24 protein-coding genes are annotated in these 22185 nt (G+C 69.6%); 10 read left to right on the top strand and 14 right to left on the bottom strand.

Annotated features, from left to right (window positions below; translation table 11 throughout):
* Positions 1-23: 23 nt before the first annotated feature.
* Positions 24-794 carry an AraC family transcriptional regulator gene (locus SB816_RS08600; protein WP_064527926.1) on the bottom strand — a complete coding sequence of 257 codons (771 nt, stop codon included), beginning with the start codon at positions 792-794 and terminating at the stop codon, positions 24-26.
* A 100-nt stretch (positions 795-894) separates the two neighbouring features.
* Between SB816_RS08600 and SB816_RS08595 the strand changes: the two genes are divergently transcribed.
* The 4 genes from SB816_RS08595 (at position 895) to SB816_RS08580 (ending at position 3805) form a co-directional block, all read left to right on the top strand.
* On the top strand, positions 895-1710 hold the full coding sequence (locus tag SB816_RS08595) for a sulfite exporter TauE/SafE family protein (RefSeq protein ID WP_144654802.1): 816 nt from the start codon (positions 895-897) through the stop codon (positions 1708-1710).
* 57 nt (positions 1711-1767) lie between these two features.
* Complete coding sequence (locus SB816_RS08590; protein WP_343719274.1) at positions 1768-2412, top strand: 4'-phosphopantetheinyl transferase; 645 nt, start codon at positions 1768-1770, stop codon at positions 2410-2412.
* Between the two features lie 234 nt (positions 2413-2646).
* On the top strand, positions 2647-3039 hold the full coding sequence (locus tag SB816_RS08585) for a DUF4168 domain-containing protein (protein WP_054502923.1): 393 nt from the start codon (positions 2647-2649) through the stop codon (positions 3037-3039).
* Between the two features lie 67 nt (positions 3040-3106).
* The gene (locus SB816_RS08580; RefSeq protein WP_064527898.1) at positions 3107-3805 is read left to right on the top strand and encodes a glutathione S-transferase family protein; all 699 of its coding nucleotides are present in this window, start codon (positions 3107-3109) and stop codon (positions 3803-3805) included.
* 85 nt (positions 3806-3890) lie between these two features.
* Here SB816_RS08580 and SB816_RS08575 read toward each other — a convergent pair whose 3' ends face one another.
* Positions 3891-4652 carry an ABC transporter permease gene (locus tag SB816_RS08575; protein WP_006386110.1) on the bottom strand — a complete coding sequence of 254 codons (762 nt, stop codon included), beginning with the start codon at positions 4650-4652 and terminating at the stop codon, positions 3891-3893.
* Positions 4649-5572, bottom strand: coding sequence for an ABC transporter ATP-binding protein (locus SB816_RS08570; RefSeq protein WP_026383041.1), 924 nt, complete (start codon positions 5570-5572; stop codon positions 4649-4651). The genes SB816_RS08575 and SB816_RS08570 overlap by 4 nt, the downstream gene beginning before the upstream one ends.
* A gap of 192 nt (positions 5573-5764) precedes the next feature.
* On the opposite strand from SB816_RS08570, the gene SB816_RS08565 reads away from it, so the two are divergent.
* The 6 genes from SB816_RS08565 to cynS all read left to right on the top strand — a co-directional run bounded on the left by SB816_RS08565 (position 5765) and on the right by cynS (position 11171).
* Positions 5765-6907, top strand: coding sequence for a PAS domain-containing sensor histidine kinase (locus tag SB816_RS08565; RefSeq protein WP_054502926.1), 1143 nt, complete (start codon positions 5765-5767; stop codon positions 6905-6907).
* 12 nt (positions 6908-6919) lie between these two features.
* Positions 6920-7558, top strand: coding sequence for a response regulator transcription factor (locus SB816_RS08560; RefSeq protein ID WP_064527905.1), 639 nt, complete (start codon positions 6920-6922; stop codon positions 7556-7558).
* 132 nt (positions 7559-7690) lie between these two features.
* Positions 7691-9076 (top strand): CmpA/NrtA family ABC transporter substrate-binding protein, encoded by a 1386-nt coding sequence (locus tag SB816_RS08555; RefSeq protein ID WP_410546808.1) that lies wholly within the window; start codon positions 7691-7693, stop codon positions 9074-9076.
* Positions 9076-9918: a nitrate ABC transporter permease gene (ntrB, locus tag SB816_RS08550; RefSeq protein WP_006386105.1), complete on the top strand. Its 843-nt coding sequence runs from the start codon at positions 9076-9078 to the stop codon at positions 9916-9918. Before SB816_RS08555 ends, ntrB begins: the two co-directional genes overlap by 1 nt.
* A gap of 5 nt (positions 9919-9923) precedes the next feature.
* Positions 9924-10718, top strand: a complete 795-nt coding sequence (locus SB816_RS08545; protein ID WP_054485296.1) for an ABC transporter ATP-binding protein — start codon at positions 9924-9926, stop codon at positions 10716-10718.
* Between the two features lie 9 nt (positions 10719-10727).
* Positions 10728-11171: a cyanase gene (gene cynS, locus SB816_RS08540; protein WP_045953619.1), complete on the top strand. Its 444-nt coding sequence runs from the start codon at positions 10728-10730 to the stop codon at positions 11169-11171.
* Between the two features lie 33 nt (positions 11172-11204).
* Here cynS and pdxY read toward each other — a convergent pair whose 3' ends face one another.
* From pdxY to SB816_RS08485, 11 genes are all read right to left on the bottom strand, one after another.
* The gene (gene pdxY, locus SB816_RS08535) at positions 11205-12068 is read right to left on the bottom strand and encodes a pyridoxal kinase (protein WP_410546807.1); all 864 of its coding nucleotides are present in this window, start codon (positions 12066-12068) and stop codon (positions 11205-11207) included.
* 103 nt (positions 12069-12171) lie between these two features.
* Positions 12172-12654, bottom strand: coding sequence for an RES family NAD+ phosphorylase (locus SB816_RS08530; RefSeq protein ID WP_064528639.1), 483 nt, complete (start codon positions 12652-12654; stop codon positions 12172-12174).
* Positions 12651-13046 (bottom strand): MbcA/ParS/Xre antitoxin family protein, encoded by a 396-nt coding sequence (locus SB816_RS08525; RefSeq protein WP_231133071.1) that lies wholly within the window; start codon positions 13044-13046, stop codon positions 12651-12653. Before SB816_RS08525 ends, SB816_RS08530 begins: the two co-directional genes overlap by 4 nt.
* Before the next feature lie 16 nt (positions 13047-13062).
* Positions 13063-14133, bottom strand: coding sequence for a peptidylprolyl isomerase (locus SB816_RS08520; RefSeq protein WP_410546806.1), 1071 nt, complete (start codon positions 14131-14133; stop codon positions 13063-13065).
* Positions 14134-14237: 104 nt separating this feature from the next.
* Complete coding sequence (locus tag SB816_RS08515; protein WP_175190221.1) at positions 14238-14723, bottom strand: YbjN domain-containing protein; 486 nt, start codon at positions 14721-14723, stop codon at positions 14238-14240.
* A gap of 107 nt (positions 14724-14830) precedes the next feature.
* Positions 14831-15526: a DNA repair protein gene (locus SB816_RS08510; protein WP_410546805.1), complete on the bottom strand. Its 696-nt coding sequence runs from the start codon at positions 15524-15526 to the stop codon at positions 14831-14833.
* 10 nt (positions 15527-15536) lie between these two features.
* Positions 15537-17240 carry a putative porin gene (locus tag SB816_RS08505; protein ID WP_395756768.1) on the bottom strand — a complete coding sequence of 568 codons (1704 nt, stop codon included), beginning with the start codon at positions 17238-17240 and terminating at the stop codon, positions 15537-15539.
* Positions 17241-17276: 36 nt separating this feature from the next.
* Entirely contained in the window at positions 17277-17990 is a 714-nt protein-coding gene (locus SB816_RS08500; protein ID WP_410546804.1) for a TonB C-terminal domain-containing protein, read from the bottom strand.
* Between the two features lie 18 nt (positions 17991-18008).
* Entirely contained in the window at positions 18009-18428 is a 420-nt protein-coding gene (locus tag SB816_RS08495) for an ExbD/TolR family protein (protein ID WP_054417402.1), read from the bottom strand.
* A gap of 12 nt (positions 18429-18440) precedes the next feature.
* Positions 18441-20348, bottom strand: coding sequence for a DUF2341 domain-containing protein (locus SB816_RS08490; protein ID WP_410546803.1), 1908 nt, complete (start codon positions 20346-20348; stop codon positions 18441-18443).
* A 37-nt stretch (positions 20349-20385) separates the two neighbouring features.
* Positions 20386-22002, bottom strand: a complete 1617-nt coding sequence (locus tag SB816_RS08485; RefSeq protein ID WP_410546802.1) for a ShlB/FhaC/HecB family hemolysin secretion/activation protein — start codon at positions 22000-22002, stop codon at positions 20386-20388.
* Between the last annotated feature and the right edge of the window lie 183 nt (positions 22003-22185).

Genomic DNA, 22185 nt, shown 5'->3' with positions numbered 1-22185 from the left:
TGCCGGCACGCCCGCAGCCGTCCCTAGTCGGCCGGGTGCAGATAACTCGTGGGCGGACGGCCCAGCACGCGCCGGAACATGGTCGAGAACGCCGCCGGGCTCTGGTAGCCGAAGTCCAGCGCGATCGCCGTCACCGGCGCGCCGGCGGCCAGCCGCGCCAGCGCCAGCACCACGCAGGCGCGCTGGCGCCAGGCCGAGAACGCCATGCCGGTCTGCTGGCGGAAGTGGCGGCTGAAGGTGCGCGGGCTCATGTGCAGGCGCTCGGCCCAGGCCTCGGGCGACTGGCGCACGTCGGGCGCGGCGACGAAGGCGCGGCACAGCGGCGCCAGGCGCTTGTCGCGCGGCAGCGGGATGTGCAGGGGCAGCACCGGCGCGCGCGTCACCTCGTGCAGCAGCAGCGCCGCCAGCGCCCCGTCGCGGCCGGCCGGGTCGTAGTCGGCAGGCATGTCGACCGCCGCCAGCAGCAACTGACGCAGCAGCGGCGACACCTCGACCACCTCGCAGGCGGCGCTGCCGGCGCGGGCCGCGCCCGGCTCGATATAGGCGCTGCGCGTACTGACGTCCTGCATGCGCACCTGGTGCGCCACGCCCGCGGGGATCCACACGGCGCGCTGCGGCGGCACCACCCAGTTGCCGTCGCGGGTGACGACGTGCATGACGCCGGTGGCCCCGTACAGCAGTTGCGCGCGGCGGTGCGTGTGCGCCGGCAGCAGGTGGCCGGGCGGGTAGTCGTTGCCGATGGCAACCACCGCGCGGTCGAGGCGATCGTGCTGATCAATGTGGCTGTTTCGCATGATGGGACGTGGCCGGAACGCAAACATTATTGTCCAATCCTCGAAAGCAAGCCAGCGCCAGCCGCCCTATCGTGGCGGTTTCACGGAAAGGACGCATGAAATGCTGTACGTGACATTGGCGCTGTTCGGCGCGTTGAGCGGCGTGACCACGGTGTTGTTCGGTTTTGGCGGCGGCTTCGTGGTGGTGCCGGTGCTGTATGGCGTGCTGACCGCCACCCATGGCGCGCAGGACGCCATCGGCCAGGCGGCCATGCACATCGCGGTGGCGACCTCGACCTGCGTGATGATCGTCAACTCGGTGGCCGCGACCCGCAGGCACCAGCGCGCCGGCAACATCGTGCGCAGCTACGTCTGGCCGCTGGCCGCCTTCATCGGGGCGGGCGCGCTGCTGGGCGCCTGGGCCGCCACCCGCGCCAGCGGCGACCTGGTGCGCCATGCCTTCATCGCCTATCTGGCCGTGACCATTCTCGACTGCGTGCTGCGCCAGGGCTTCATGGCGCAGCGGGAGTCGCGCGCGGCGCGGCCCCTGGGCCACGGCGTGACGGTCGGAGGCGGCGTGGCGATCGGCGTCATCGCCACGTTTCTGGGCGTCGGCGGCAGCGTGATGACGGTGCCGCTGCTGCGCCGCCGCGGTTTGCCGATGGCCAAGGCCGCGGCCATGGCCAATCCGCTGACGCTGCCGGTGGCGATTGTCGGCACGCTGGCCTACATGGCGGCGGCGCGGGCGCTGCCGGCGCCGCTGGCGCCTTGGATCATCGGCTATGTCGACCTGCTGGCCTTCGCAGCGCTGGCGCTGGGGTCGCTGGCCGGCATCCGGCTGGCCGCGCCGCTGATCCCGCGCATTCCGGACCAATGGCACGCCCGCGTCTACGTCGCGCTGCTGGCGCTGGTGCTGCTGAGCATGGCGCTGGCCTGAGCGCAGCGGCGCGGCGATGGCCTATGATCGGAGCATCCCACCCGATGGCGCCCTGCCTTGACTCCGCTGCCCGCCCCCTACGCGCCTTTTGTCCTGACCGGCCGCATTGCCCAACGCGTGCAACCCCTGCCGGCCGATGACGCGCCGGACCCCGCCGCGCGCCGCCAGGCCGAATACCAGGCGGGACGCGAACTGGCCGCAACGCTGCTGGCGGGGCTGGGCGCGCGCACCGTGCAGGTCGGCGCGGACGTGGACCGCGCGCCGCGCTGGCCCGAGGGCTTCGTCGGCTCCATCAGCCACAGCCGGCGCTTGCTGGGCGTGGCCGTGGGCCGCCTCGCCGACACGCGCGGCCTGGGCATCGACCTGGAAGCGATCGCCGGCGCCGATGCGCTGGAAGCGATCGAAGCCGTCTGCATGCTGCCCGATGAGCACGGCCTGGTGGCCGGCGCCCTGCCCCGCGCCGTCTGGGCCACGCTGGTGTTCTCGGCCAAGGAAGCGCTTTACAAGTGCCAGTTCCCGCTGACGCGCTGCCCGCTGGAATTCAGCGACCTGGCCGTGGTGCATGCGGACGTGACGGCGCAGCGGCTGGTGCTGCGGCTGCAGCGCGATGCCGGCGCGGATTTCCGGCGCGGCCAGTCGTTCCATTGCGGTTACCGGCAGGGCCAGGGACACGTGTACACGGCGGTGCAGTTGGCGCCCTGACGGCTCCGGCGCGGCAGCGGCGCCCCCCGCCGCCGACACCCGGCCTGCGATCCGCTTGCGCAATGTCACGAAGTTGCGGGCAAAACATTTCCGCCGCCCGCCCGGGGCGCCCCTCCCGCGCAGGCCCGGCGCCATCGTGGTCCGCCGACACAGGAAAACACATTGCGAAACTTGAACCGCCCCGGGGCCGGTTGTCATCATGGTCGGACATTCACCCGGAATTAGGAGGTTTCCATGCAGCGTTCCAAAACCGCAATCCTGTCGGCCGTGCTAGCCGCGGCCGTCTTGTCCGGTGCTCCCGTCCTGGCGCAGAACGCGCCCGCCAGCCAGACGCCGACGGCGCCCGCCGCCGCGCAACCCACCGACCAGCAGTTGCAGCGCTTTGCCTCGGCCTCGCAGAAGGTGTCGGGCGTGGTGGACGAATATCGGCCCAAGGTCGACGCCGCCAAGACCGACGCGGCCAAGCAGAAGGTGATCCAGGAAGCGGACGCCAAGATGGTCAAGCTGGTGCAGGCGGACGGCCTGTCCGTCGAGGAATTCAACGGCATCGGCCGCGCCGTGCAGCAGGATCCGCAGCTCAAGCAGCGCCTCATGAACATGGGCAAGGCCGGCGCGACCGTGCAGTAGGCCCCCCTCCCCGCTCAGCGCGCCTTGGGGGTATCCTGCCGGGGAACCCTTCAAGGAGCGCGGCATCTTGACCCCCGATCTCACCCTGTACGACCTGGCCGGCGCCGATCCGACGCTGCGCTTCAGCCCGCATTGCTGGAAAACGCACATGGCGCTGGCCCACAAGGGCCTGGCCGCCAACACCGTGCCGTGGCGCTTCACCGACAAGGAAGCGATCGAATTCTCGGGCCAGAAGCTGGTGCCGGTGCTGGTGCACGGCGACCACGTGATCAGCGATTCGTGGCAGATCGCCTGCTACCTGGAAGACACGTTCCCCGAACGCCCCTCGCTGTTCGGCGGCGACACCGGCCGCGCGCTCAGCCTGTTCGCCAACAGTTGGGCCGACACCACCCTGGTGCCGACGCTGGCGCGGCTGCTGCTGCCGGAGATCCACGCCCTGATCGACGCCAAGGACAAGGACTACTTCCGCCATACCCGCGAAAAGCGCTTCGGACCGCTCGAAGACCTGCCCGCGTTGCGGGAGGAACAACTGGCGGCCCTGCGCGCCTCGCTGCTGCCGTTGCGCCAGACGCTGGCGCGGCAGCCGTACCTGGCCGGCCAGCAGCCGGCCTATGCGGATTACGCGGTGTTCGGTTTCTTCATGTGGGCGCGCTGCACCAGCGCGCTGGAACTGCTGGCGGCCGACGATCCGGTGGCCGCGTGGCGCGAGCGGCTGCTCGATGCCCATGGCGGGCTGGCGCGCCAGGCGCCCGTGGCGGCGGCGTAGCCGGTCCGGCGCTGGCGCCTAGCGCACACGCGGGCGCCTGGCTCGGGCCGCCCCCCTTGCTCCGGCGGGCGGCCGACGGACAGGCTCAGGTCTTCAGGCGATAGCCGGTCTTGAAGATCCAGCGCACCACCACCAGGCAGACGGCCAGGAATACCAGCGTCATGGCGACGCTGACCGTGACGTTGACGTCGGCCACGCCATAGAACGCCCAGCGAAAGCCGCTGACCAGGTACACCACCGGATTGAACAGCGTCACGCCCTGCCAGAACGGCGGCAGCATCTTGATGGAATAGAAGGTGCCGCCCAGGAAGGTCAGCGGCGTGATGATCATCAGCGGAATGATCTGCAGTTTCTCGAAGCCGTCGGCCCACACGCCGATGATGAAGCCGAACAGGCTGAAGGTGACGGCGGTGAGCAGCAGGAACCCCAGCATCCAGAACGGATGCGCGATCTCGAACGGCACGAACAGGCGCGCCGTGGCCAGCATGATCAGCCCCAGGATGATGGACTTGCTGGCCGCCGCCCCGACGTAGCCGGCGACGATCTCCAGGTACGAGATGGGCGCCGAGTGGATCTCGTAGATGGTGCCCGAGAAGCGCGGCATGTAGATGCCGAACGAAGCATTGGCCACGCTCTGGGTCAACAGCGACAGCATGATCAGGCCCGGCACGATGAAGGCGCCGTAGCTGACGCCGTCGATCTGCACCATGTGCGAACCGATGGCCGAGCCGAACACCACGAAGTACAGCGAGGTGGAAATGACCGGCGACAGCACGCTCTGCATCAGCGTGCGCCAGGCGCGGGCCATTTCGAAGCGGTAGATGGCGCGGATTGCGTAGAAATTCATGATTGTCCGTGCACCAGGCTGACGAAGATTTCCTCGAGCGAGCTTTCCGAGGAGTTGAGGTCGGTGAATTCGATGTCCAGCTCGGTCAGGCGCCGCAGCAGGCCGGAGATCTGGCCGCCGCCCTGGTTGTCGTAGGTGTAGACCAGTTGGCGGCCGTCGGCAGACATTTCCAGGTGGAACGGCTCCAGCGCGGTCGGGATGCCCGGCAGCGGCGCCTTCAGCGTCAGCGTCAGGCGGCGCTTGCCCAGCTTGGTCATGAGCGCGTTCTTTTCCTCGACCAGGATGATCTCGCCCTTGCGGATCACGCCGACGCGGTCGGCCATTTCCTGGGCTTCCTCGATGTAGTGGGTGGTCAGGATGATGGTGACGCCGTTCTCGCGCAGGCGCCGCACCATGTCCCACATGCCGCGCCGCAATTCGACGTCGACGCCGGCGGTGGGTTCATCCAGGAACAGGATCTTGGGTTCGTGCGACAGCGCCTTGGCGATCATCACGCGCCGCTTCATGCCGCCGGACAGGGCCATGATGCGGCTGTCCTTCTTGTCCCACAGCGACAGGTCGCGCAGCACCTTCTCGATGTATTCGGGATTGGCCGGCTTGCCGAACAGGCCGCGGCTGAAGGTGACCGTGTTCCACACGCTTTCGAAGGCGTCGGTGGAGATCTCCTGCGGCACCAGGCCGATGGCGCTGCGGGCGGCGCGGTAGTCGGTGAGGATGTCGTGGCCGTCGGCCAGCACCCGGCCCTCGGTCGGGTTGACGATGCCGCAGATGATGCTGATGAGCGTGGTCTTGCCCGCGCCGTTGGGGCCGAGCAAGGCGAAGATCTCGCCGCGTTGGATCTCCAGGTCGACGCTCTTGAGCGCCTGGAATCCCGAGGCGTATCGCTTGGATAGGCCTTGAACTGAAATGACCGGCTGCACTCTGGCTCCCAGCGTGGTGGACAACCGCTGATTTTACCCGCCTGCCGCGGGCGGCTTGTTCGGCCTGGTGGAACGGTGTGTTTGATAAATGCGATAACCGCGCCGGCCTGCCGTACACTGCCCGGAAAGGAAAAACAGGGCGGAAATCGCCCGAACCAGGGGAATCGGGCCGGCCAGGCCCGTCGAAAGGCTATGTTCGCGGATCTGAAACATCTGTCGCACCACGCGGCCTGGCGCCGCCAGTTGGAAATGTTGCTGGAATCGGCCGGCGAGGGCATCTACGGCATCGACCTGCGCGGCCGCTGCATCTTCATCAACGGCGCCGGCGCCGCCATGCTGGGCTACACCCCCGACGAGGTGGTGGGCCGCAACATGCATTACCTGATCCATCATTCCCACGCCGACCGCAGCCTGATGCCGGTGCACGATTGCCGCATCTTCAAGGCCTTTCGCGACGGCCGCGGCGAACGGGTCGACGACGAGGTGCTGTGGCGCCGCGACGGCTCCTGCTTCGACGCGCAGTATGCCTCGTACCCGATCCGCAACGACCAGGAGGTGGTGGGCGCGGTGGTGACGTTTTCGGACATCAGCGCGCGCAAGCGCATCGAGCGCGAGCTGCAAGGCACCCGGGCGCAACTGGAAGCGCGGGTGCAGGTGCGCACCGCCGAACTCAGCGCCGCCCATGAATCGCTGCGGCGGCTGGCCTCGCACCTGAGCACGCTGCGCGAGCAGGAACGCGCCCACATCGCCCGCAATATCCACGACGACCTGGGCGCCTCGTTCACCGCGCTGCAACTGGACCTGAACTGGCTGCGCCGGCAACTGGCGGGCGAGCCGCCCCTGCAGGCCCACCTGGACCGCATGCTGGAGGTGACGCAGACGGCCATGGACGCCACCCGCCGCATCCTCAACGACCTGCGGCCGGTGGTGCTGGACCACCTGGGCCTGTGGGCGGCGCTGGAAACGCTGCTGCAGGACCTGCAGGCGCGCAGCGGGCTGCGCTGCCGCTACCTGTGCCCGCCCGACACCGAAAGCCGCCGCCTGGCGCCCGAGGCGGAAATCGCCGTCTACCGCATCGTGCAGGAACTGCTGACCAATGTGCAGCGCCACGCGCGGGCCCGCAGCGTCAGCGTCAGCGCGGTCTGGGGCGAGGATGGCCTGCTGCTGGAAGTGGAAGACGACGGCGTGGGCATGCGGTTGCCCGAGACGCGCCAGACCTTCGGCATCCTGGGCATGCGCGAACGGGCCCGCGCCATCGGCGGCGACCTGGAGCTGGACAGCGCGCCCGGCGCCGGCCTGTGCGCCCGCCTGCGCCTGAACCCGCAAGCGGCCTGAGGAGACGACGCCATGCCCCTGAACCTGCTGATCGTCGACGACCACCTCATCATCCGCCGCGGCCTGGCCCGCATCCTGCAGGAAGACCCGCGCGTGGGCCTGGTGCGGGAGGCCGCCGACGCCCCCGCCGCCCTGCGCGCGCTGCGCCAGGAGCTCTTCGACGCGATGGTGCTGGACGTGGCGCTGGGCGAGCGCGACGGCCTGGACGTGCTCAAGACGGTGCGCGCCGACCATCCGGCGCTGGGCGTGGTGATGCTGTCGGTCTATCCGGAATCGCAGTTCGCGGTGCGGGCCCTGCGCGCCGGCGCCCATGCCTATCTGAACAAAGGCTGCGATCCAGACGAGCTGCTGGCGGCGCTGGTCAACGCCGCCGCCGGCCGGATGTACGTCACGCCGACCGTTGCCGAACTGCTGGCGCACACCGTGCGCCAGGACAGCACCCGGCCGCCGCACGAGCTGCTGTCCAACCGCGAATTCCAGGTGCTGCAGTTGCTGGCGGCCGGCAAATCGGTGTCGGCCATCGGCGAGCAACTGGCGCTGTCGGTGAACACCATTTCCACCTACCGCGCCCGCATCTTCGAGAAGCTGGGCGTGCGCACGCTGGTCGAGCTGGTGGACTACGCCCGCGCGCACCACCTGGGTGCGCGCTGAGCGCCACGCGCACCGGCCCGGCGCGGCCGCGCACCGTGTAGTGCGCCCCCTACATGGATATCGTCGAACCGGCGATACCGGGCGCCGGCGGCGCGCCCCAAGATGGAGGCATTCCGAACCCTGGAGGCCTCCATGTCCCTGTTCAGCAATCCGTTCGATCCCGCCAGCCGCCTGGCCTGCGCCTGCGGCCGCCATGCCTCCCAGGCCGAGCACGCGCGCGCGGCGGCGGACGGCCAGGAGGCCCGCGCTGGCGCGGCGTCCGGCGACGCCGCCTTTGACCGCGCGGTGGAAGGCGCCGTCATGCGCGCCCTGTTCCCGCAGGACGCGCTGCGCCGCCGCTTCCTGCGCGCGGTCGGCGGGGGCACGGCCATGGCCGCCGTCGCCGCGCTGTTCCCGCTGGCGGCCGCCAAGGAGGCCTTTGCCCAATCCGGCGGCCCGCTGGAGAAGCAGAAGCTGAAGGTGGGCTTCATCCCCATCACCTGCGCCACGCCCATCATCATGGCGCACCCGATGGGGTTCTATGGCAAGCAGGGGCTGGACGTGGAAGTGGTCAAGACCGCCGGCTGGGCGCTGATCCGCGACAAGGCCATGTCCGGCGAGTACGACGCCGCGCACATGCTGTCGCCCATGCCGCTGGCCATCTCGATGGGCGTGGGCGCCAGCCGCGCCGTGCCATGGACCATGCCCGCCGTGGAGAACATCAACGGCCAGGCCATCACCCTGTCCATGAAGCACAAGGACCGGCGCGATCCGAAGGACTGGAAGGGCTTCAAGTTCGCGGTGCCGTTCGACTATTCCATGCACAACTACCTGTTGCGCTACTACCTGGCCGAACATGGCCTGGATCCGGATACCGATGTGCAGATCCGCTCGGTGCCGCCGCCCGAAATGGTGGCCAACCTGCGCGCCGACAACATCGACGGCTTCCTGGCGCCGGACCCGGTCAACCAGCGCGCGGTCTATGACGGCGTGGGCTTCATCCACACCCTGTCCAAGGCCATCTGGGACGGCCATCCGTGCTGCGCGTTCTCGGCCAGCCGCGAATTCGTGACCGCCCAGCCCAATACCTACCAGGCCCTGCTCAAGGCCATCATCGAGGCCACCGCCTACGCCCGCGACCCGGCCCACCGCAAGGAGATTGCCGCAGCCATCGCCGCGCCCAACTACCTGAACCAGCCGGTCACGGTGGTGGAACAGGTGCTGACCGGCACCTACGCCGACGGCCTGGGCAACGTGCTCAAAGACCCGCAGCGCATCGACTTCGATCCCATGCCGTGGGGTTCGTTCGCGGTGTGGATCCTGACGCAGATGAAGCGTTGGGGCCAGATAAAAGGCGATGTCGACTATCAGAAAGTCGCCAATGAGGTGTTCCTGGCGACCGACGCGCTGCGCCTGATGCGCGAGGCCGGCCTGACCCCGCCCACCGACGCCGCCAAGACCTTCAGCGTGATGGGCAAGCCCTTCGACCCCGCCCAGCCCGAAGCCTACCTGGCCAGCTTCAAGATCCGGAGGAGCTGATGCGGGCCGTGCAACCCTGGCGGGCGACCTTCCTGTCCGTCATCCTGTTCCTGCTGTTCCTGCTGCTGTGGCACGTCGCCACCCGCCCCGCCGCGGGCGCGGCGACGGTCGATCCGGCCTATGCGGCGCTGGTTGGCAACGCCGCCGCCAGCGGTTCGCAGACGCCCTTCCCCGGCCCGGCCGAGGTCGGCGCCCGGCTGTGGCAGCACCTGCGCGATCCGTTCTACGACCGCGGCCCCAACGACAAGGGCATCGGCATCCAACTGGCGTATTCGGTGGCGCGGGTGCTGACCGGCTTCCTGCTGGCGGCGCTGGTGGCGATTCCGCTGGGCTTCCTGATCGGCATGTCCAGGACCGTCTACCGCGCCTTCGACCCGTTCATCCAGGTGCTCAAGCCGATCTCGCCGCTGGCCTGGATGCCGCTGGCGCTGTACACCATCAAGGACGCCGACACCTCGGCCATCTTCGTGATCTTCATCTGCTCGCTCTGGCCGATGCTGGTGAACACGGCGTTCGGCGTGGGCGCCGTGCGGCAGGACTGGCTGAACGTGGCGCGCACGCTGGAAGTGTCGCGGCTGCGCACCGCCCTGCTGGTGATCCTGCCGGCGGCCGCGCCCACCATCATGACCGGCATGCGCATCTCGGTCGGCATTGCCTGGCTGGTGATCGTGGCGGCCGAAATGCTGATCGGCGGCACCGGCATCGGCTACTTCGTCTGGAACGAATGGAACAACCTGTCCATCGCCAACATCATCTGCGCCATCCTCTTCATCGGGTTGATCGGCATGCTGCTGGACACCGTGCTGGCGCGCGCCGCGCGGCTGGTCAGCTACCGGGAGTGAACGCCATGAGCCCACCCTTTCTGCAAGTGCAGGCGCTGGCCAAGCGCTACCCGGGCCGCGACGGCCGGCCGGCGGCGCCGGTGTTCGAGAACATCGACTTCGGCATCGAACAAGGCCAGTTCGTCTGCGTGATCGGCCATTCGGGCTGCGGCAAGACCACCATCCTGAACATCCTGGCCGGCATCGACGAGGCCAGCGAAGGCGTCGTCATCATGGACGGCCGCGAGATCGCCGGCCCGTCGCTGGCGCGCGGCGTGGTGTTCCAGGCGCACGCCCTGCTGCCCTGGCTGAGCGCGCTGCAGAACGTCGAATTCGGCGTGCGTTCGCGCTGGCCGGCCTATTCCCGCGCCCAGGTGCGCGAGCACAGCCTGCGCTACCTGGACATGGTCGGCCTGGCCCGCGCCGCCGACAAGAAGCCGTGCGAGCTGTCGGGCGGCATGAAGCAGCGCGTGGGCATCGCCCGCGCCTTCGCCATCCAGCCGCGCATGCTGCTGCTGGACGAGCCTTTCGGCGCGCTCGACGCGCTGACGCGCGGCACCATCCAGGACGAACTGCGCGCCATCGTGCAGGAAACCCGCCAGACCGTCTTCATGATCACGCACGACGTGGACGAGGCCATCCTGCTGTCGGACCGCATCCTGCTGATGAGCGCGGGCCCCCATGCCCGCATCGCCGAGTCGGTCGAGGTGGACCTGCCGCGCGGCCGCACCCGCGCCAGCCTGCACCACGAGCCGCGCTACTACGAAATCCGCAACCATCTCGTCGACTTCCTGGTCGACAAGGCTTCCCATAAGGAGTGAACCCCCATGATGTCCCGCGCCGAAGTCACCGAACTGATCGTCACCCGCCGCCTGGAAAAGAAGCTGTCCTGGGCCGCCATCGCCGAGGCCGTCGGCCAGAGCAAGGAATGGACCACCGCGGCGCTGCTGGGCCAGATGACCCTGACCGAGCAACAGGCCCAGGCCGCCGCCCGCCTGCTGGACCTGCCCGCCGACGCGGTGGTGCAGCTACAGGTGGTGCCCTACAAGGGCTCGCTGCCCACCACGGTGCCCACCGACCCGCTGATCTACCGCTTCTATGAGCTGATCAACGTCTACGGCACCACGTTCAAGGCGCTCATCAACGAAGAGTTCGGCGACGGCATCATGAGCGCCATCGACTTCAAGATGGACCTGACGCGCGAGGCCGATCCCAAGGGCGACCGCGTGCAGATCGTGATGAGCGGCAAGTTCCTGCCCTACAAGACGTATTGAGCAAGACACGGCGGGCGCGGCGGCCCGCCCGCGTCAACCTTCCACCGCCAGTTCTTCCCAGCCGAGATCGCGGGTGCGCGCCAGCGCTCCGGTCACGGCGGCGGCCGCGTCGCGCGCCGCGTTTTCCAGGGAATCACCGGCCAGCAGCCGCGCGGTGATGGCCGCCATGAACACGTCGCCCGTGCCATGCACCGAGGGCGGGATGGCGATCTCGGGGTGGCCCAGCACCACGCAGTCGGCAGCCGTCACCACCGCCAGCCGCAGGGTGCCGGGCGCCGCCGTCTGCGGCGCGGCGCTGGTGACCACGATCCATTCCGGCCCCTCGGCGATCAGTTCGCGCGCGGCCGCCGCCACTTCGTCGATCGAGGCGAGCGGCCGGCCCACCATCTGCTCCAGCTCGAAATGGTTGGGCGTCATGCCGTGGGCATGCGGCACCAGCCTGCGGCGGTATTGCGCCACCAGCCCGGCATCCACGTACAGGCCGTCGTTGCGGTCGCCCATGACCGGGTCGATATGCACCCGCACCTCGGGCCGCGCCGCCCGCAGCCCGCGCAGCCAGTCCGCCAGCAGGTCGGCCTGGCCAGGCTGGCCCAGGTAGCCGCAGACCACGGCGCGCGCCACCGCGGTCACGCCGCGCTCGTCCAATCCGCGCAGCAGGCCCTCGAACCAGTCCAGCGGCACCGCGCTGCCGTGCAGCGTCGGATAGTGCGGGGTATTGCTCAGGATGACGGTGGGCAGCGCGATGGCGCGCAGCCCGGCCTGGCGGAACACGGGCATGGCGGCATTGTTGCCGACGCAGCCATAGACCACCTGCGATTGGATGGAAACGACGTCGACCCGCGCGGTCACGGCGGGCAGCGCTGCGCCGGACGTGGCGGCAGCGGGAATGGCGGTCATACGCGGGCTCCTGCGAATAGGGACGGATGCGGCATATTCTATGCCCAGCCGGGGCCGTCCCGGGCGGCAGGCCCCGCCGCCGGCAGGGCCGCCGCCCTCCGCGTCAGTCGTGCGCACAGGCCAGCCAGCCCGCTCCATCCAGCACGGCGCCCTCGATGCCCGCCAGATGAGGCGCGAACGGATAGGCGAGCGACGACACGATCTGGCATTGCGCCAGCAGGGGGTGGTCGGCATTCAGCAGGTATTGGCAGCCGCCGGCCGCCGAGGGCACCTTCAACAGCAAGGTATCGCCCCGCGCCAGCCAGGCGTTGCCGAAGGCGCGCGAGGCCTGCAGATCGCTCTGCCAGCCGGCCGGCGGGCGCGGTTCGGCCACGGCCGCCGCGGGCACCCGCAGCTCCAGCAGGAAATAGCTGCGCGGCAGGGCGCGCGGATGCGCCACCTCGGCCTGGGCCAGGCGCGCGAAGACGGCGGCAGCGGGGGTGGCGTCCAGCACCACAACCGCCGCGCCGGCGGCATGCCAGCGGCCCGCGGGGCGGGCGCGCGGCATGAGGTCCTGGCAGTTGCTCAAGCGCCAGAGCGCGGTCATGGCCCGTTTCCTTCGTCGATATTTATCAGCCACTGCTCGATCAGCGCGGCGTAGCGGCCGTGCTGGCACAGCAGCAATGGCACCCGGCCATGCAGGCGCCGCTTGGGGCTGCGGAGCCAGCGTCGCGCGCCGTCCGCGCCGCCGAACACCAGCTCGGCCAGCCACGCCACCCGCAACGCCCGGTACAGCACGCGCAGGTCGGCCAAATCCAGGCCGGGATCGCGCAGCGCGTCGCGCGACCGGCCCGGCTCGACCTGCGGCACCAGCGCCAGCCAATGCAGGTCGCCGGCAAAGGCGGCACGCACCGCTTGCAGCAACGCGGCCGCGCACTGCAGGCTGGCGGGCGGCCCGGCCCGCCCCAGGGCCTGGCCGAGCCGAGCCTCCAGCGCCACGGCGATGCCGCCGGATTCAGGGCGCGCGAGCGGCGACGGCGGGTTGGGCGGACGCGGCGGCCGCGCTCTGGTCGAACGCGGCATTGAGTGCCGCGCCATCAATGCTGACGGTTCCTGCATTCAGCAGCCCCTCCAGGTAAGCCCTCGCCGCCAGTTCCTGGCGTTGGGTCCGCAACGCGGCACGCAACTCGTCCTTGACCTGCTCGTAGGGCGTCACGCTGGCCGGGCGCAGGTCCACCAGCTTCAGGATATGGAAGCCCGCCGCCGACTGCACCGGCGCCGCCACCTCGCCGGGCTTGAGCGGCTCGACCACGGGCCGCATTTCGGGCGTCAACTGCGCCAACGGCACGTAGCCGATGTCGCCGCCCTGGGCGCGGGTCGAAGCGTCCTGCGAATGGCTCTTGGCCAGCGCCGCGAAATCCGCCTTGGGCGCCTGGGCGCGCCTGGCCAGGTCCTGCGCCTGCCTGCGCGCGGCGGCCACGGCCTCGTTGTCGCCCAGGGGCGCCGCCACGAAGATCTGGCTGACGCGGTACAGCGCCGGCTGCGCCAGTTGCGGCCTGGCGCGCTCGTAGGCGGCGCGCAGGTCGGCCTCGGCCGGATAGTCGTCAGGCGCGCGGCTGACCGAATCCAGGTAGGTCTGCAGCACGATGCGCTCCTGCGCCGCCTGGAAGGCGCGCTTGAGCTCGGGTCGCTCCTGCCAGCCCTGGGCGCGGGCCTGCTCGACCAGCGCCTTTTCGGCCAGGCGCGCGCGCAGCCACTGGTCCAGTCCGGCGCGATTGCCCTTGAGCTGGGCCCGGGCCTCGGGCGGCAGCGATTCGAGCTGGCGCGCCAGTTCGTCGCGGTCCACCTGCACCGCGCCCAGGGTGGCCACGGCTGGCGCCTTTGCCGGGGCCGGCTGGGCGGCGGCGGCAGCGGCCGGCGCCGCGCCCTTTTCCGGCGCGGCCGCCGCCTTGGCGGGCACGGGACTGGATTCGCTGCTCTGCGCCGGGCTGCCGCGCATCAGCGCCACCGCGCCGGCCAGCAACGCGATCAGCAGCACCGCGGCGGTCACGCGCAGCCGCGCGGGCTGATTGGGGAGAATGTTCATGGTCGGAACCTCGCTTGCCTGGATGCGCCATTCGCCGCCACGGCGGCCTGGGGGGTTGGGGACGTTGCCGTCCCGAACGCCAGGCGTCGGGCCGGGCGGATGGATCAGTTCAGCGCCTCGGTGGCGGCGTCCTGCCGCGGTTCAACGGCGTCGGTATCGGCGCCGGCTTCGGCGGAGGCGTTGGCGCGCAGGAACAGCAGGAACTCCTGCAACAGGCGGTCCCACAGCTCGACGGTGGCGCGCAGGTAGTTCTCGGACACGCCGCCGGCCAGGATCACGTCCAGTTCCAGCACCAGGAACACCCCCTGCAGCGTCAGGCGGGCGAAGCGCTTTTCAACGTTCCAGCGCTCGGCCAGTCCGGGCGGCAGTTCGCCCTGCACGCGCAGCGCGCAGCTCAGCGTGTAGTCCAGGTAGCAGCCGGATTCGACGGCGGGGTTGCCCATGCGCGCGGCGAAGCCCACGCCCTGGCTGGCGCTCAGCAATTGCACCATGCCGTTCTGCTCGGACACGGTGACGCGATAGCCGGCGGATTGCAGCAGTTCCTGCAGGCGTTCGACATTCACGTCGAGAATCAGGCTGGAGTCGGTCATTGCAGTCATTCCTAGGTAAAAGAGATCAATTCAGAGAGATCGGTCCGCAGGCAAAGCCGTTCATTACAGTCTCCCTGCATGAAAGAGATAAGACAGCGCCCTGGCGCTCAGGGTTGGGCCGGCGGCGCCGGCGGCGCGGCGGCGCCGACCTGCGCGTCGTACAGCCTGTCGCCATATGCCTGCGCCTGCTCCTCGAACTTGACGCGCGCGCTGCCGGCGAAAGGCTGCTTCATGGCCAGGATGCCGCCGGCGCCGATGCGCTCGTAGGCATTGAGGATCTCCTTGCCCGCCTCGTACATCTCGCGGTTCTTGGCGACGCAGGCCTTGGCCTCGGTGTCGCGCTGCGCCAGGGCGCGCGCCAGGGTCTGGCGTTCGGTCTCCTTGGCGCGCGACAGCGTCAGCAGTTCGTCATAGGCGCCCTTGAACTTGCCCAACTGCGCGTGGCTGGCGGCCACCTGCGCCTGGGCGCTTTCCATGACCGCGCCCTGCTGCTCGGCCAGCTTCTCGGCCTGGCCCTTGGCCTTGGCCAATTGGCCGCGCAGCGCCTCCAGCTCTTTCTGGGCGGCGTCGCGCTGGGCCTCGGCGGCGGCCTTGGCCGCATTGACCTGGGCCTGCTCGCTCTGCAGTTGCTGCAGTTGCTGGGTGGTGCTGCGCAATTGGGCGCGCAGGCGCTCTTCCATGGTTTCGGCGTGCGCCGGCAGCGCCACGCTCAGGCCGGCGGCGCACAGGGCCGCGGCGGCGGCCAGCCGCCGGCCGCGCCCCAATGCCCGGGGCGGGCTCGATTCATCCCATAAGCTATGCATGTCCATGGCCTCAGAACCTGGCGTTGATCTCGAACTGCATGGTGTCGATGGACAGCGGCGCGCCGTAGATCTCGCGCGTGCTCATCCAGCGCAGGACGCCGTACACGTTCTTGTCGAAGGCATAGCCGCCGCCGATGTAGTAGCCGCGCGCGTTGGTGCCGCCCTGGTGGAACGACGAATCGTTGAAGGCATCGGGCAGCGCGTCCGGCTGGATGTACTTGTAGCCGACGAAGGCCAGCCAGTCGCCCTTCTCCTTCAGGTCGTACGAACGGCCCAGCGTGGCCTGCAGCATCCAGGCGTTGGGGCCGCTTTCGATGTCGCCGTTCTCGCCGACGTTGTTGACGAGCTGGCCTTGCGAGCGGCTCGCCATCTTGCTCTTGCTGTAGGCCAGGTTGCGCAGGTAATTGGCGTTCAGGCGCAGGCCCAGGCCGTCGAACACGCGCGTGTCCCAGCGCAGGTTCAGGTCAAGCAGGTCGAACTTGGACGCCAGGCCGACGTATTGCGGCTGCGGCGTGTTGGCGGGGTCGAGCGGGTTGGACGTGATGTTGCGCAGCAGGAACAGGGTGTTGCCCTTCTGCATGAAGGCCGGACGCGACCAGTCGGTGTCGCAGTTCTCCTGGCCGGCCCAGGGCGAGCAGGCGCTGGAGCGCTTGCCGGCGATGTTGTCGAAATGGTAGTAGGCCAGCGCGCCGCGCAGGCTGTTGCGGCTGTCGATCTTCCAGTCGGCGCCGGCCTGGGCGGCCAGCAGCCACTTGTCCTCGCTCTTGCCCTCGGAGAACGACGACGAGTTCCAGCCGTTCGAGCCGTACTCGGTCGAGAAGGCGCCCAGGGTGCCGAACAGCGTCACGTCGCGGCCTTCCAGCGGCTGCTTGAAGATCGCGGCAATGCCGTCGAAGTTCAGGTCGTTCGAGAACAGCATGTCGGTCGACTCGAACGGGTTGGCGATGCGGCCGCCCGTGACCGTGGCCCACTTGGCGGGGCGGTAGGTCAGGTAGGCCTGGTCCAGCCAGATGTCCTTCTTGCCCATGCCGCCGCCCAGCGTCTGCGAGGTCGACACCGGGCTGTCGTCGCTGCCGGTGGCCAGGCGGATGCCCGCGGTCCAGGATTCCGAGATGTCGGCGCGCACGCCCAGGCGGGCGCGGATGCGCAACTGGTTGCGGCGGTCCTCGCGCGTGTTCAGCATCGGCGGGTAGTTGCCGTTGGTGTTGCGGTTCAGGTCGTACGGGCCCTTGGCATTGAGCTTGGCGAAGTCGACGATTTCGTTGCTGTTGTTGCCCGAGTACAGGCGCGACTCGTCGCGCACGCGCACGTCGCCGTCGATGGTGATGCGCGACACCCAATCGGGGAAGGTATTCGGCTGGGCCCAGTTTTCCGCCTTGGCCTGCACCATCACTTCCGCCTTGACCTCGTCGCGGATCTGGTCGCGCACGGTCTGCGGGATATAGGGCACGCGCACGTCCCCCGCCTGGGCCACGGCGGCGCCGCGGTCCTGCGGCGCGGCGCGGGCGGCCTTGGCCTCGGCTTCGGCCTGGGCCACCAGGGCCTCGGCCTGCTCCGGCTTGAGCACGCCCTGCTGCACCAGCAGGCGGATCAGGTTGATGGTGGCGTTCTCGGACGGGGCGGGCGCGGCGTTGCCCGTGGCCGGCAACGCCACGGCGGCGCCCGCCGCGGCCAGGGCCAGCGATGCCGCCAACCGGTTCAATTGGAACTTCATTCTCTTGGCACTCCAGGATCGGTTCAATTCAGCACTTCAGGAGGGGCGGCGGCCGGTCAGCGATGCCCGGATCGGCATGCTGGCCGAGGCCGGCGGACGTTCATCCAGGCCCGGCACCGCGCGCAACGCCGCCACCACGCGGGCGTCGACGTCGGCATCGCCGCTGGAACGGGTCAGTTCGACACGCGTGATCTGGCCGCTGGCCGTGAGCCAGATGTTGGCTTGCAGGCGGAAGGTCAGATTGCGCGTGCGCTCGTCTTCGCGCAGGATCTTCTGCAGCGCGTAGGCGAGGTACTGGCTGTAGGTGGCGTTGCCGGCGCGGCCGCCGCCGCCGCCGGCCATGCCCTTGCCCTGGCCGGCGCCGATGTTGAAGGCGTCGCTGCCCGCCTGGGCATCGCCGTCGATCTGCATCGGGTTGGCCAGGTCGTCGGCCGGACGCGGCGGCGCCTCGTCCTGCGGCTTGGGCGGTTCGGGCGTGGGCTGCGGCTCGGGTTCGGGCGTGGCCACCGGCTCTTCCTTGGGCGGCTCGGGCTCCGGCGGCTTTTCCGGCTCGGGCGGCGGCGGCGGAGGCGGCGGCAGCGGGATGATCGCGGTGACCTTGGGCGCGTCGCGGCGCACCCCGGCCATGTCGTTGGCCCAGCGCCAGAGCGCGTAGGCGGCGGCGATCAACACCACCGCCACCGCCGCCAGCTTGAGCCAGCGGCGCGCGGGATGGGGGGCGCGCGGGGAATCGGATGCGTGGTGCGGCATGACGGTTGCCTCGGCCCCTTATTTCGGCTTGCCGGTGACCAGCCCGACCTGGGCCAGTTCCAGCCGGCGCAGCAGGTCCAGCACTTCCACCACCTTCTGGTACTGCACAGCGGCGTCGCCGCGCACGATCACCGGAAAGTCGGGATTCAGCGCCTTCTCTGTGCGCAGCCGGTCTTCCAGCTCAGGCAGGGTCACCGGGTAGGCGTCCAGAAACACCTGGCCCGCGTCGTTGACGGAAATCGCCTTCGTCTTGGGCTGCGACAGGGCGATGGACGAGCTGGCCTTGGGCAGGTTGACCTTGATGCCGGCAATCTGCGCCGTGGCGGTCAGGATGAACATGACCAGCACGACCATCAGCACGTCGACCAGCGGCGTGATGTTGATGCCGTCCACGGGCGCGTCGTCGTCATCGTCCTGGGAAGCGGATACGGAAGCCATGGGGTCGTCTCCTTATGCTTCGGCGGCGGCCGGCTGCGCATCGCGCACGGCCGGACGGCTGGCGACGGGCGCGCGCGCGCCGCCGTGGTGGGCGGCTTCCTGGGCCTGGCTTTCGCCATGCACTTCGGCCAGGCGCGTCACGAACTCGTCGACGAACACGCGCATGTCGGCGCCGATTTCCTTGTTGCGCGAGACCAGGCGGTTGTAGCCAAACAGCGCCGGGATGGCGACGAACAGGCCCATGGCGGTGGCCAGCAGCGCGGCGGCCATGCCCGGGGCGATGGCGTTGATGTTCACGTCGCCGGCCATGGCGGTGCCCAGGAACACCACCATGATCCCCAGCACCGTGCCCAGCAGGCCGATGTACGGGCCGCCGGCAATGGCGTTCGAGAGCGAGCCGAGCCTGGCGCCCAGCAACTGGTTTTCCTTGGTGCGGACGGCGTCCATCGAGGCGCGGATGGCTTCGATGGTGGCGGCCGAGATAGAACTGGTGTCGGCGCCCTGCTCGCGGCGGGTGCGGATTTCATTGACCGCCACGCGATACAGGCGCCACAGCGAGGCGTGCTCCAGGCGCTGGGCCAGGGCCTTGTCGTCGGCCAGCAGTTCCAGGCGCTGGCCGACCTTGGCGAAGGACTCGCGGAAGACCTCGTTGGCGCGCGCCACGCGGGCCACGTTGCGGCTCTTCTTGATCATGATGATCCACGACTGCACCATCATCAGCGCCAGGATGGCGATGATGACCCAGGCGTCGATCGGCACCGCCTTGAGCAAAAAGCCCAGGCCGCCGAAGCCGAAGCCCGACTGTTCCTCGTCGTTGCCGTAGGCCACCAGGCGCGATTCGGCGCCCTGCGAGATCGCGTCGGCCAGGATCAGCGCGGCGGGACGGGCAACGCGCGACAGGCGCACTTCGTCGATGGCGCCGACGAACGGCGCGTACACGCGCGGCGCCGGCGCGGCGGCGGCCTCGGCCGGCGCGGCGTCGGCGTTGGCGGGCGCGGTGGCCGCCGCCGGCGCGGGCACGTCACCGCCCAGCGCGGCGGGCGTGTTCAGCGGCGGCAGGCTGACGGCCAGCGATGAGGTGGCGCGGCCGTTCACATACAGCGTGACCTGGCTGCCATCGGCGGTCACGGCCAGGTGCTGCCAGGCCGCGGGCGTGAGCGACTGGCCGGGCTGGCTGCGCTGGCCGTTCACTTCGACGAAGGGCACGCCCTGGTTGATGCCGATCAGCAGCGCGTTGCCGCCGTCGCGGCGCGCGTACACCAGTTGCTCGCCGGCCGGCTGGTCGGCGCGCACCCAGGCGCTGAAGGTGAAGGCGCCCGCGGCGGGCACGGCCAGCGAGGGGCTGACGGGCAGCATCAGCGGCGCGCCGCCAGCGAATTGGGCGGCGCGGCCGATCACGCCGTCTACCGCGGCGGCCATGGGCGTCTGGGCGTTGTTGCTGTTGCCGGTGGTGTCGCGCGGCGGCGCGCCGGCCGCGCCGTCGAAGTGGTAGACCAGCGTGTAGTTCGGGTCGAAGGTCAACTGGCCGTTGGCCGAAGCCGGCGCCTTCTGGTTGCCGTAGTACATCCAGATGTCCTGGCGCTGGCCGTCGGCCAGCGCCGGCAGGTCCACCCAGATCAGCGCCATGCCCAGCAGCGGATCGAACGCTTCCAACTGGTGGTTCAGCACGGTCTGGTCATCGCCGGCCACGAAGCGGATGTCCGCGCCCTTCTCGTTGATGCCGTCGAAGGTGAAGTTGCCGGTGTGCAGCCGCACCAGCAACGGCGCGCGGCCGGCGGCGGCGCCCAGCGGCGCGCCCTGCGGCGTGCTGTCGACGGTGATCTGCTTGCGGTACTGCCAGTCGGGCTGCCACCAGGCGTTGGCGGCGGACGGCAGCACGCCGGCCAGCACGGTCAGTAGGAGCATCAATAAGCGTTGCATGGTCAGGACTCCGGGATAAATACGGTTTCGCGCGCGCTCAGAAACTGGCGCGGACGCTGAAGTTCAGTCGGGGATCGTGTTTCTTGGTGTTGGGGCCGTCCTTGAGCGGATAGCCCCAGTCCAGCGAGCCGGACAGCCAGTCCAGCACCTGCAGGCGCGTGCCCAGGCCGACGCTGGCCAGCGAGTAGCTGGCGTCCTGTTCGGGTAGCGGGTCGCGCAGGCGCAGCGTGGCCGCATCGGCGAAGGCATAGAAGCGCCACTCGTTGACATTGCTGCCGAGCCAGCGCGCCAGCGACGGCGTGCGCCACTCGACCGAACCCAGGAAGCCATCGTCGCCGGTGCGCTCGGCGGCCAGGTAGCCGCGCACGCTGGTGCTGCCGCCGGCGGAGAATTGCTCGTTCGAGACCAGCGCGCCCGAGGCCAGTTGGAAGCCGGCGCGCAGGCCCAGTTGCCAGTCGCCGAACAGGTTCTGCGTGTGAGTGCCGTCGCCGCGCAGCAGCGCGAAGCTGGGGCTGGCGCGGTAGCGCTTGTCGTCGAATTCCTTCCAGTCGCTGCCCAGGCCGAAGAACGAGCGGCTGGCGCCCACGATCGACAGGCCGACGCTGCTCTGCGACGACTCGGAATAGCGGTAGCCGTTGTACGAGAAAGTGAACGGCACGTACTTGAGCGGGATCAGGTCTTCGTTGCCGCCAAAGCGCGTGGTCTCGTCGAACTTCTTGTAGTCCAGGCCGACCGACAGCGAGTTGTACCAATCGCCCTGCGGCGCCAGGGTGTAGATGGCGCTCATGCCGAACGAGTAGCCCTTGCCCAGCACATTGGTGCCGCCGATGGTGGCCACGTTGCTGTCGCTCTTGTAGCCGGTGAACTGCAGGCTCCATTGCTTGTCCAGCGGCATCGCGTAGGAGCCGGACCAGACCTTGGCGTTGTCGGTTTCCTGCGGCGCGGTGAAGAACGTCAGGCTGACCGAATGGCCCAGTTGCCACAGGTTGTCGTAGCCCAGCGACGCCGTGCTGCGCAGGCGCGTGGTGTCGGCGCTGTAGTCGTTGTTCAGGCCCAGGCTTGCGTGCCACGGGTTCTTGTCCTCGACCTTGAGGTCCACATCCATGGTGCCGGGGATGCGGCCTTCCTTGACCAGCGGCACCACCTGGCGGCTGGCGCCCTTGTTCAGACCGGTCAGCTCGGCCTGCGCCTGGTTGAAGTTGGGCACCTCGCCTTCCCGCAGCGCCGGCACCTCGTCGCGGATGGCCAGCGGCGAATAGTGCTTGGCCCCCACCACGCGCACGCGGCCGACCTTGGTCTCGGCGACCTGCAGGAACACGATGCCGTCGGCCACCTGCTGCTCGGGCAGGTCAACGTACACGGACTGGTAGCCGCGTTCCTGGTAGACGGCCTGCAAGGCTTCGCGCGCGGCCTCGATGTCGGCCAGCGTGCGGTCCGGTCCCAGGTAGGGATAGACGGCCTTCTCGATGTCGCGGGCATCCAGCACGGTGTTGCCGCGCGCGATGTATTCGTTGACGTTGACGCGGCGCGCCTCCTGCGTGGCCGGCGCCGGCTGCGCCCCGGCCACGCTCGCGGCCAGCGCCAGCGCCGCCGCCACCGGCGCGCCGCGCATCATGGCGCGCAGCGCGCCGCCCCTGCTCTCGAAATCATGCATAGCGATGCACTCAGTTCCTTGTGTGATAGCCGGTCTGGCACCGGCCGCTACCGTGCAGCGCGTTTGCGACAATCCCGTTACGGTTTTCTGCCCGCATACCCGCGTCTACAGCTTCTGCTTGTTACTAGACGTTCCCGGGCGGCGCGGACTGCGCGTTGTAAGAAAAATTTCATGAAACAGCGC

Origin of the sequence: Achromobacter sp. SIMBA_011 (assembly GCF_046535435.1) — a bacterium.
GTDB classification, from domain to species: domain Bacteria; phylum Pseudomonadota; class Gammaproteobacteria; order Burkholderiales; family Burkholderiaceae_B; genus Achromobacter; species Achromobacter dolens.
The sequence above is the reverse complement of the archived record's forward strand: the minus strand, read 5'-3'. Positions and strand labels throughout refer to the sequence as shown.

Coding starts and splice junctions, on each gene's coding strand:
- SB816_RS08565 (WP_054502926.1), top strand. CDS start 5,765: ATGTTCGCGGATCTGAAACATCTGTCGCACCACGCGGCCTGGCGCCGC.
- SB816_RS08520 (WP_410546806.1), bottom strand. CDS start 14,133: ATGAACATTCTCCCCAATCAGCCCGCGCGGCTGCGCGTGACCGCCGCG.
- ntrB (WP_006386105.1), top strand. CDS start 9,076: ATGCGGGCCGTGCAACCCTGGCGGGCGACCTTCCTGTCCGTCATCCTG.
- SB816_RS08485 (WP_410546802.1), bottom strand. CDS start 22,002: ATGCATGATTTCGAGAGCAGGGGCGGCGCGCTGCGCGCCATGATGCGC.
- SB816_RS08490 (WP_410546803.1), bottom strand. CDS start 20,348: ATGCAACGCTTATTGATGCTCCTACTGACCGTGCTGGCCGGCGTGCTG.
- SB816_RS08545 (WP_054485296.1), top strand. CDS start 9,924: ATGAGCCCACCCTTTCTGCAAGTGCAGGCGCTGGCCAAGCGCTACCCG.
- SB816_RS08595 (WP_144654802.1), top strand. CDS start 895: ATGCTGTACGTGACATTGGCGCTGTTCGGCGCGTTGAGCGGCGTGACC.
- SB816_RS08575 (WP_006386110.1), bottom strand. CDS start 4,652: ATGAATTTCTACGCAATCCGCGCCATCTACCGCTTCGAAATGGCCCGC.
- cynS (WP_045953619.1), top strand. CDS start 10,728: ATGTCCCGCGCCGAAGTCACCGAACTGATCGTCACCCGCCGCCTGGAA.
- SB816_RS08560 (WP_064527905.1), top strand. CDS start 6,920: ATGCCCCTGAACCTGCTGATCGTCGACGACCACCTCATCATCCGCCGC.
- SB816_RS08495 (WP_054417402.1), bottom strand. CDS start 18,428: ATGGCTTCCGTATCCGCTTCCCAGGACGATGACGACGACGCGCCCGTG.
- SB816_RS08500 (WP_410546804.1), bottom strand. CDS start 17,990: ATGCCGCACCACGCATCCGATTCCCCGCGCGCCCCCCATCCCGCGCGC.
- SB816_RS08555 (WP_410546808.1), top strand. CDS start 7,691: ATGTCCCTGTTCAGCAATCCGTTCGATCCCGCCAGCCGCCTGGCCTGC.
- SB816_RS08600 (WP_064527926.1), bottom strand. CDS start 794: ATGCGAAACAGCCACATTGATCAGCACGATCGCCTCGACCGCGCGGTG.
- SB816_RS08510 (WP_410546805.1), bottom strand. CDS start 15,526: ATGCATAGCTTATGGGATGAATCGAGCCCGCCCCGGGCATTGGGGCGC.
- SB816_RS08530 (WP_064528639.1), bottom strand. CDS start 12,654: ATGACCGCGCTCTGGCGCTTGAGCAACTGCCAGGACCTCATGCCGCGC.
- SB816_RS08585 (WP_054502923.1), top strand. CDS start 2,647: ATGCAGCGTTCCAAAACCGCAATCCTGTCGGCCGTGCTAGCCGCGGCC.
- pdxY (WP_410546807.1), bottom strand. CDS start 12,068: ATGACCGCCATTCCCGCTGCCGCCACGTCCGGCGCAGCGCTGCCCGCC.
- SB816_RS08515 (WP_175190221.1), bottom strand. CDS start 14,723: ATGACCGACTCCAGCCTGATTCTCGACGTGAATGTCGAACGCCTGCAG.
- SB816_RS08505 (WP_395756768.1), bottom strand. CDS start 17,240: ATGAAGTTCCAATTGAACCGGTTGGCGGCATCGCTGGCCCTGGCCGCG.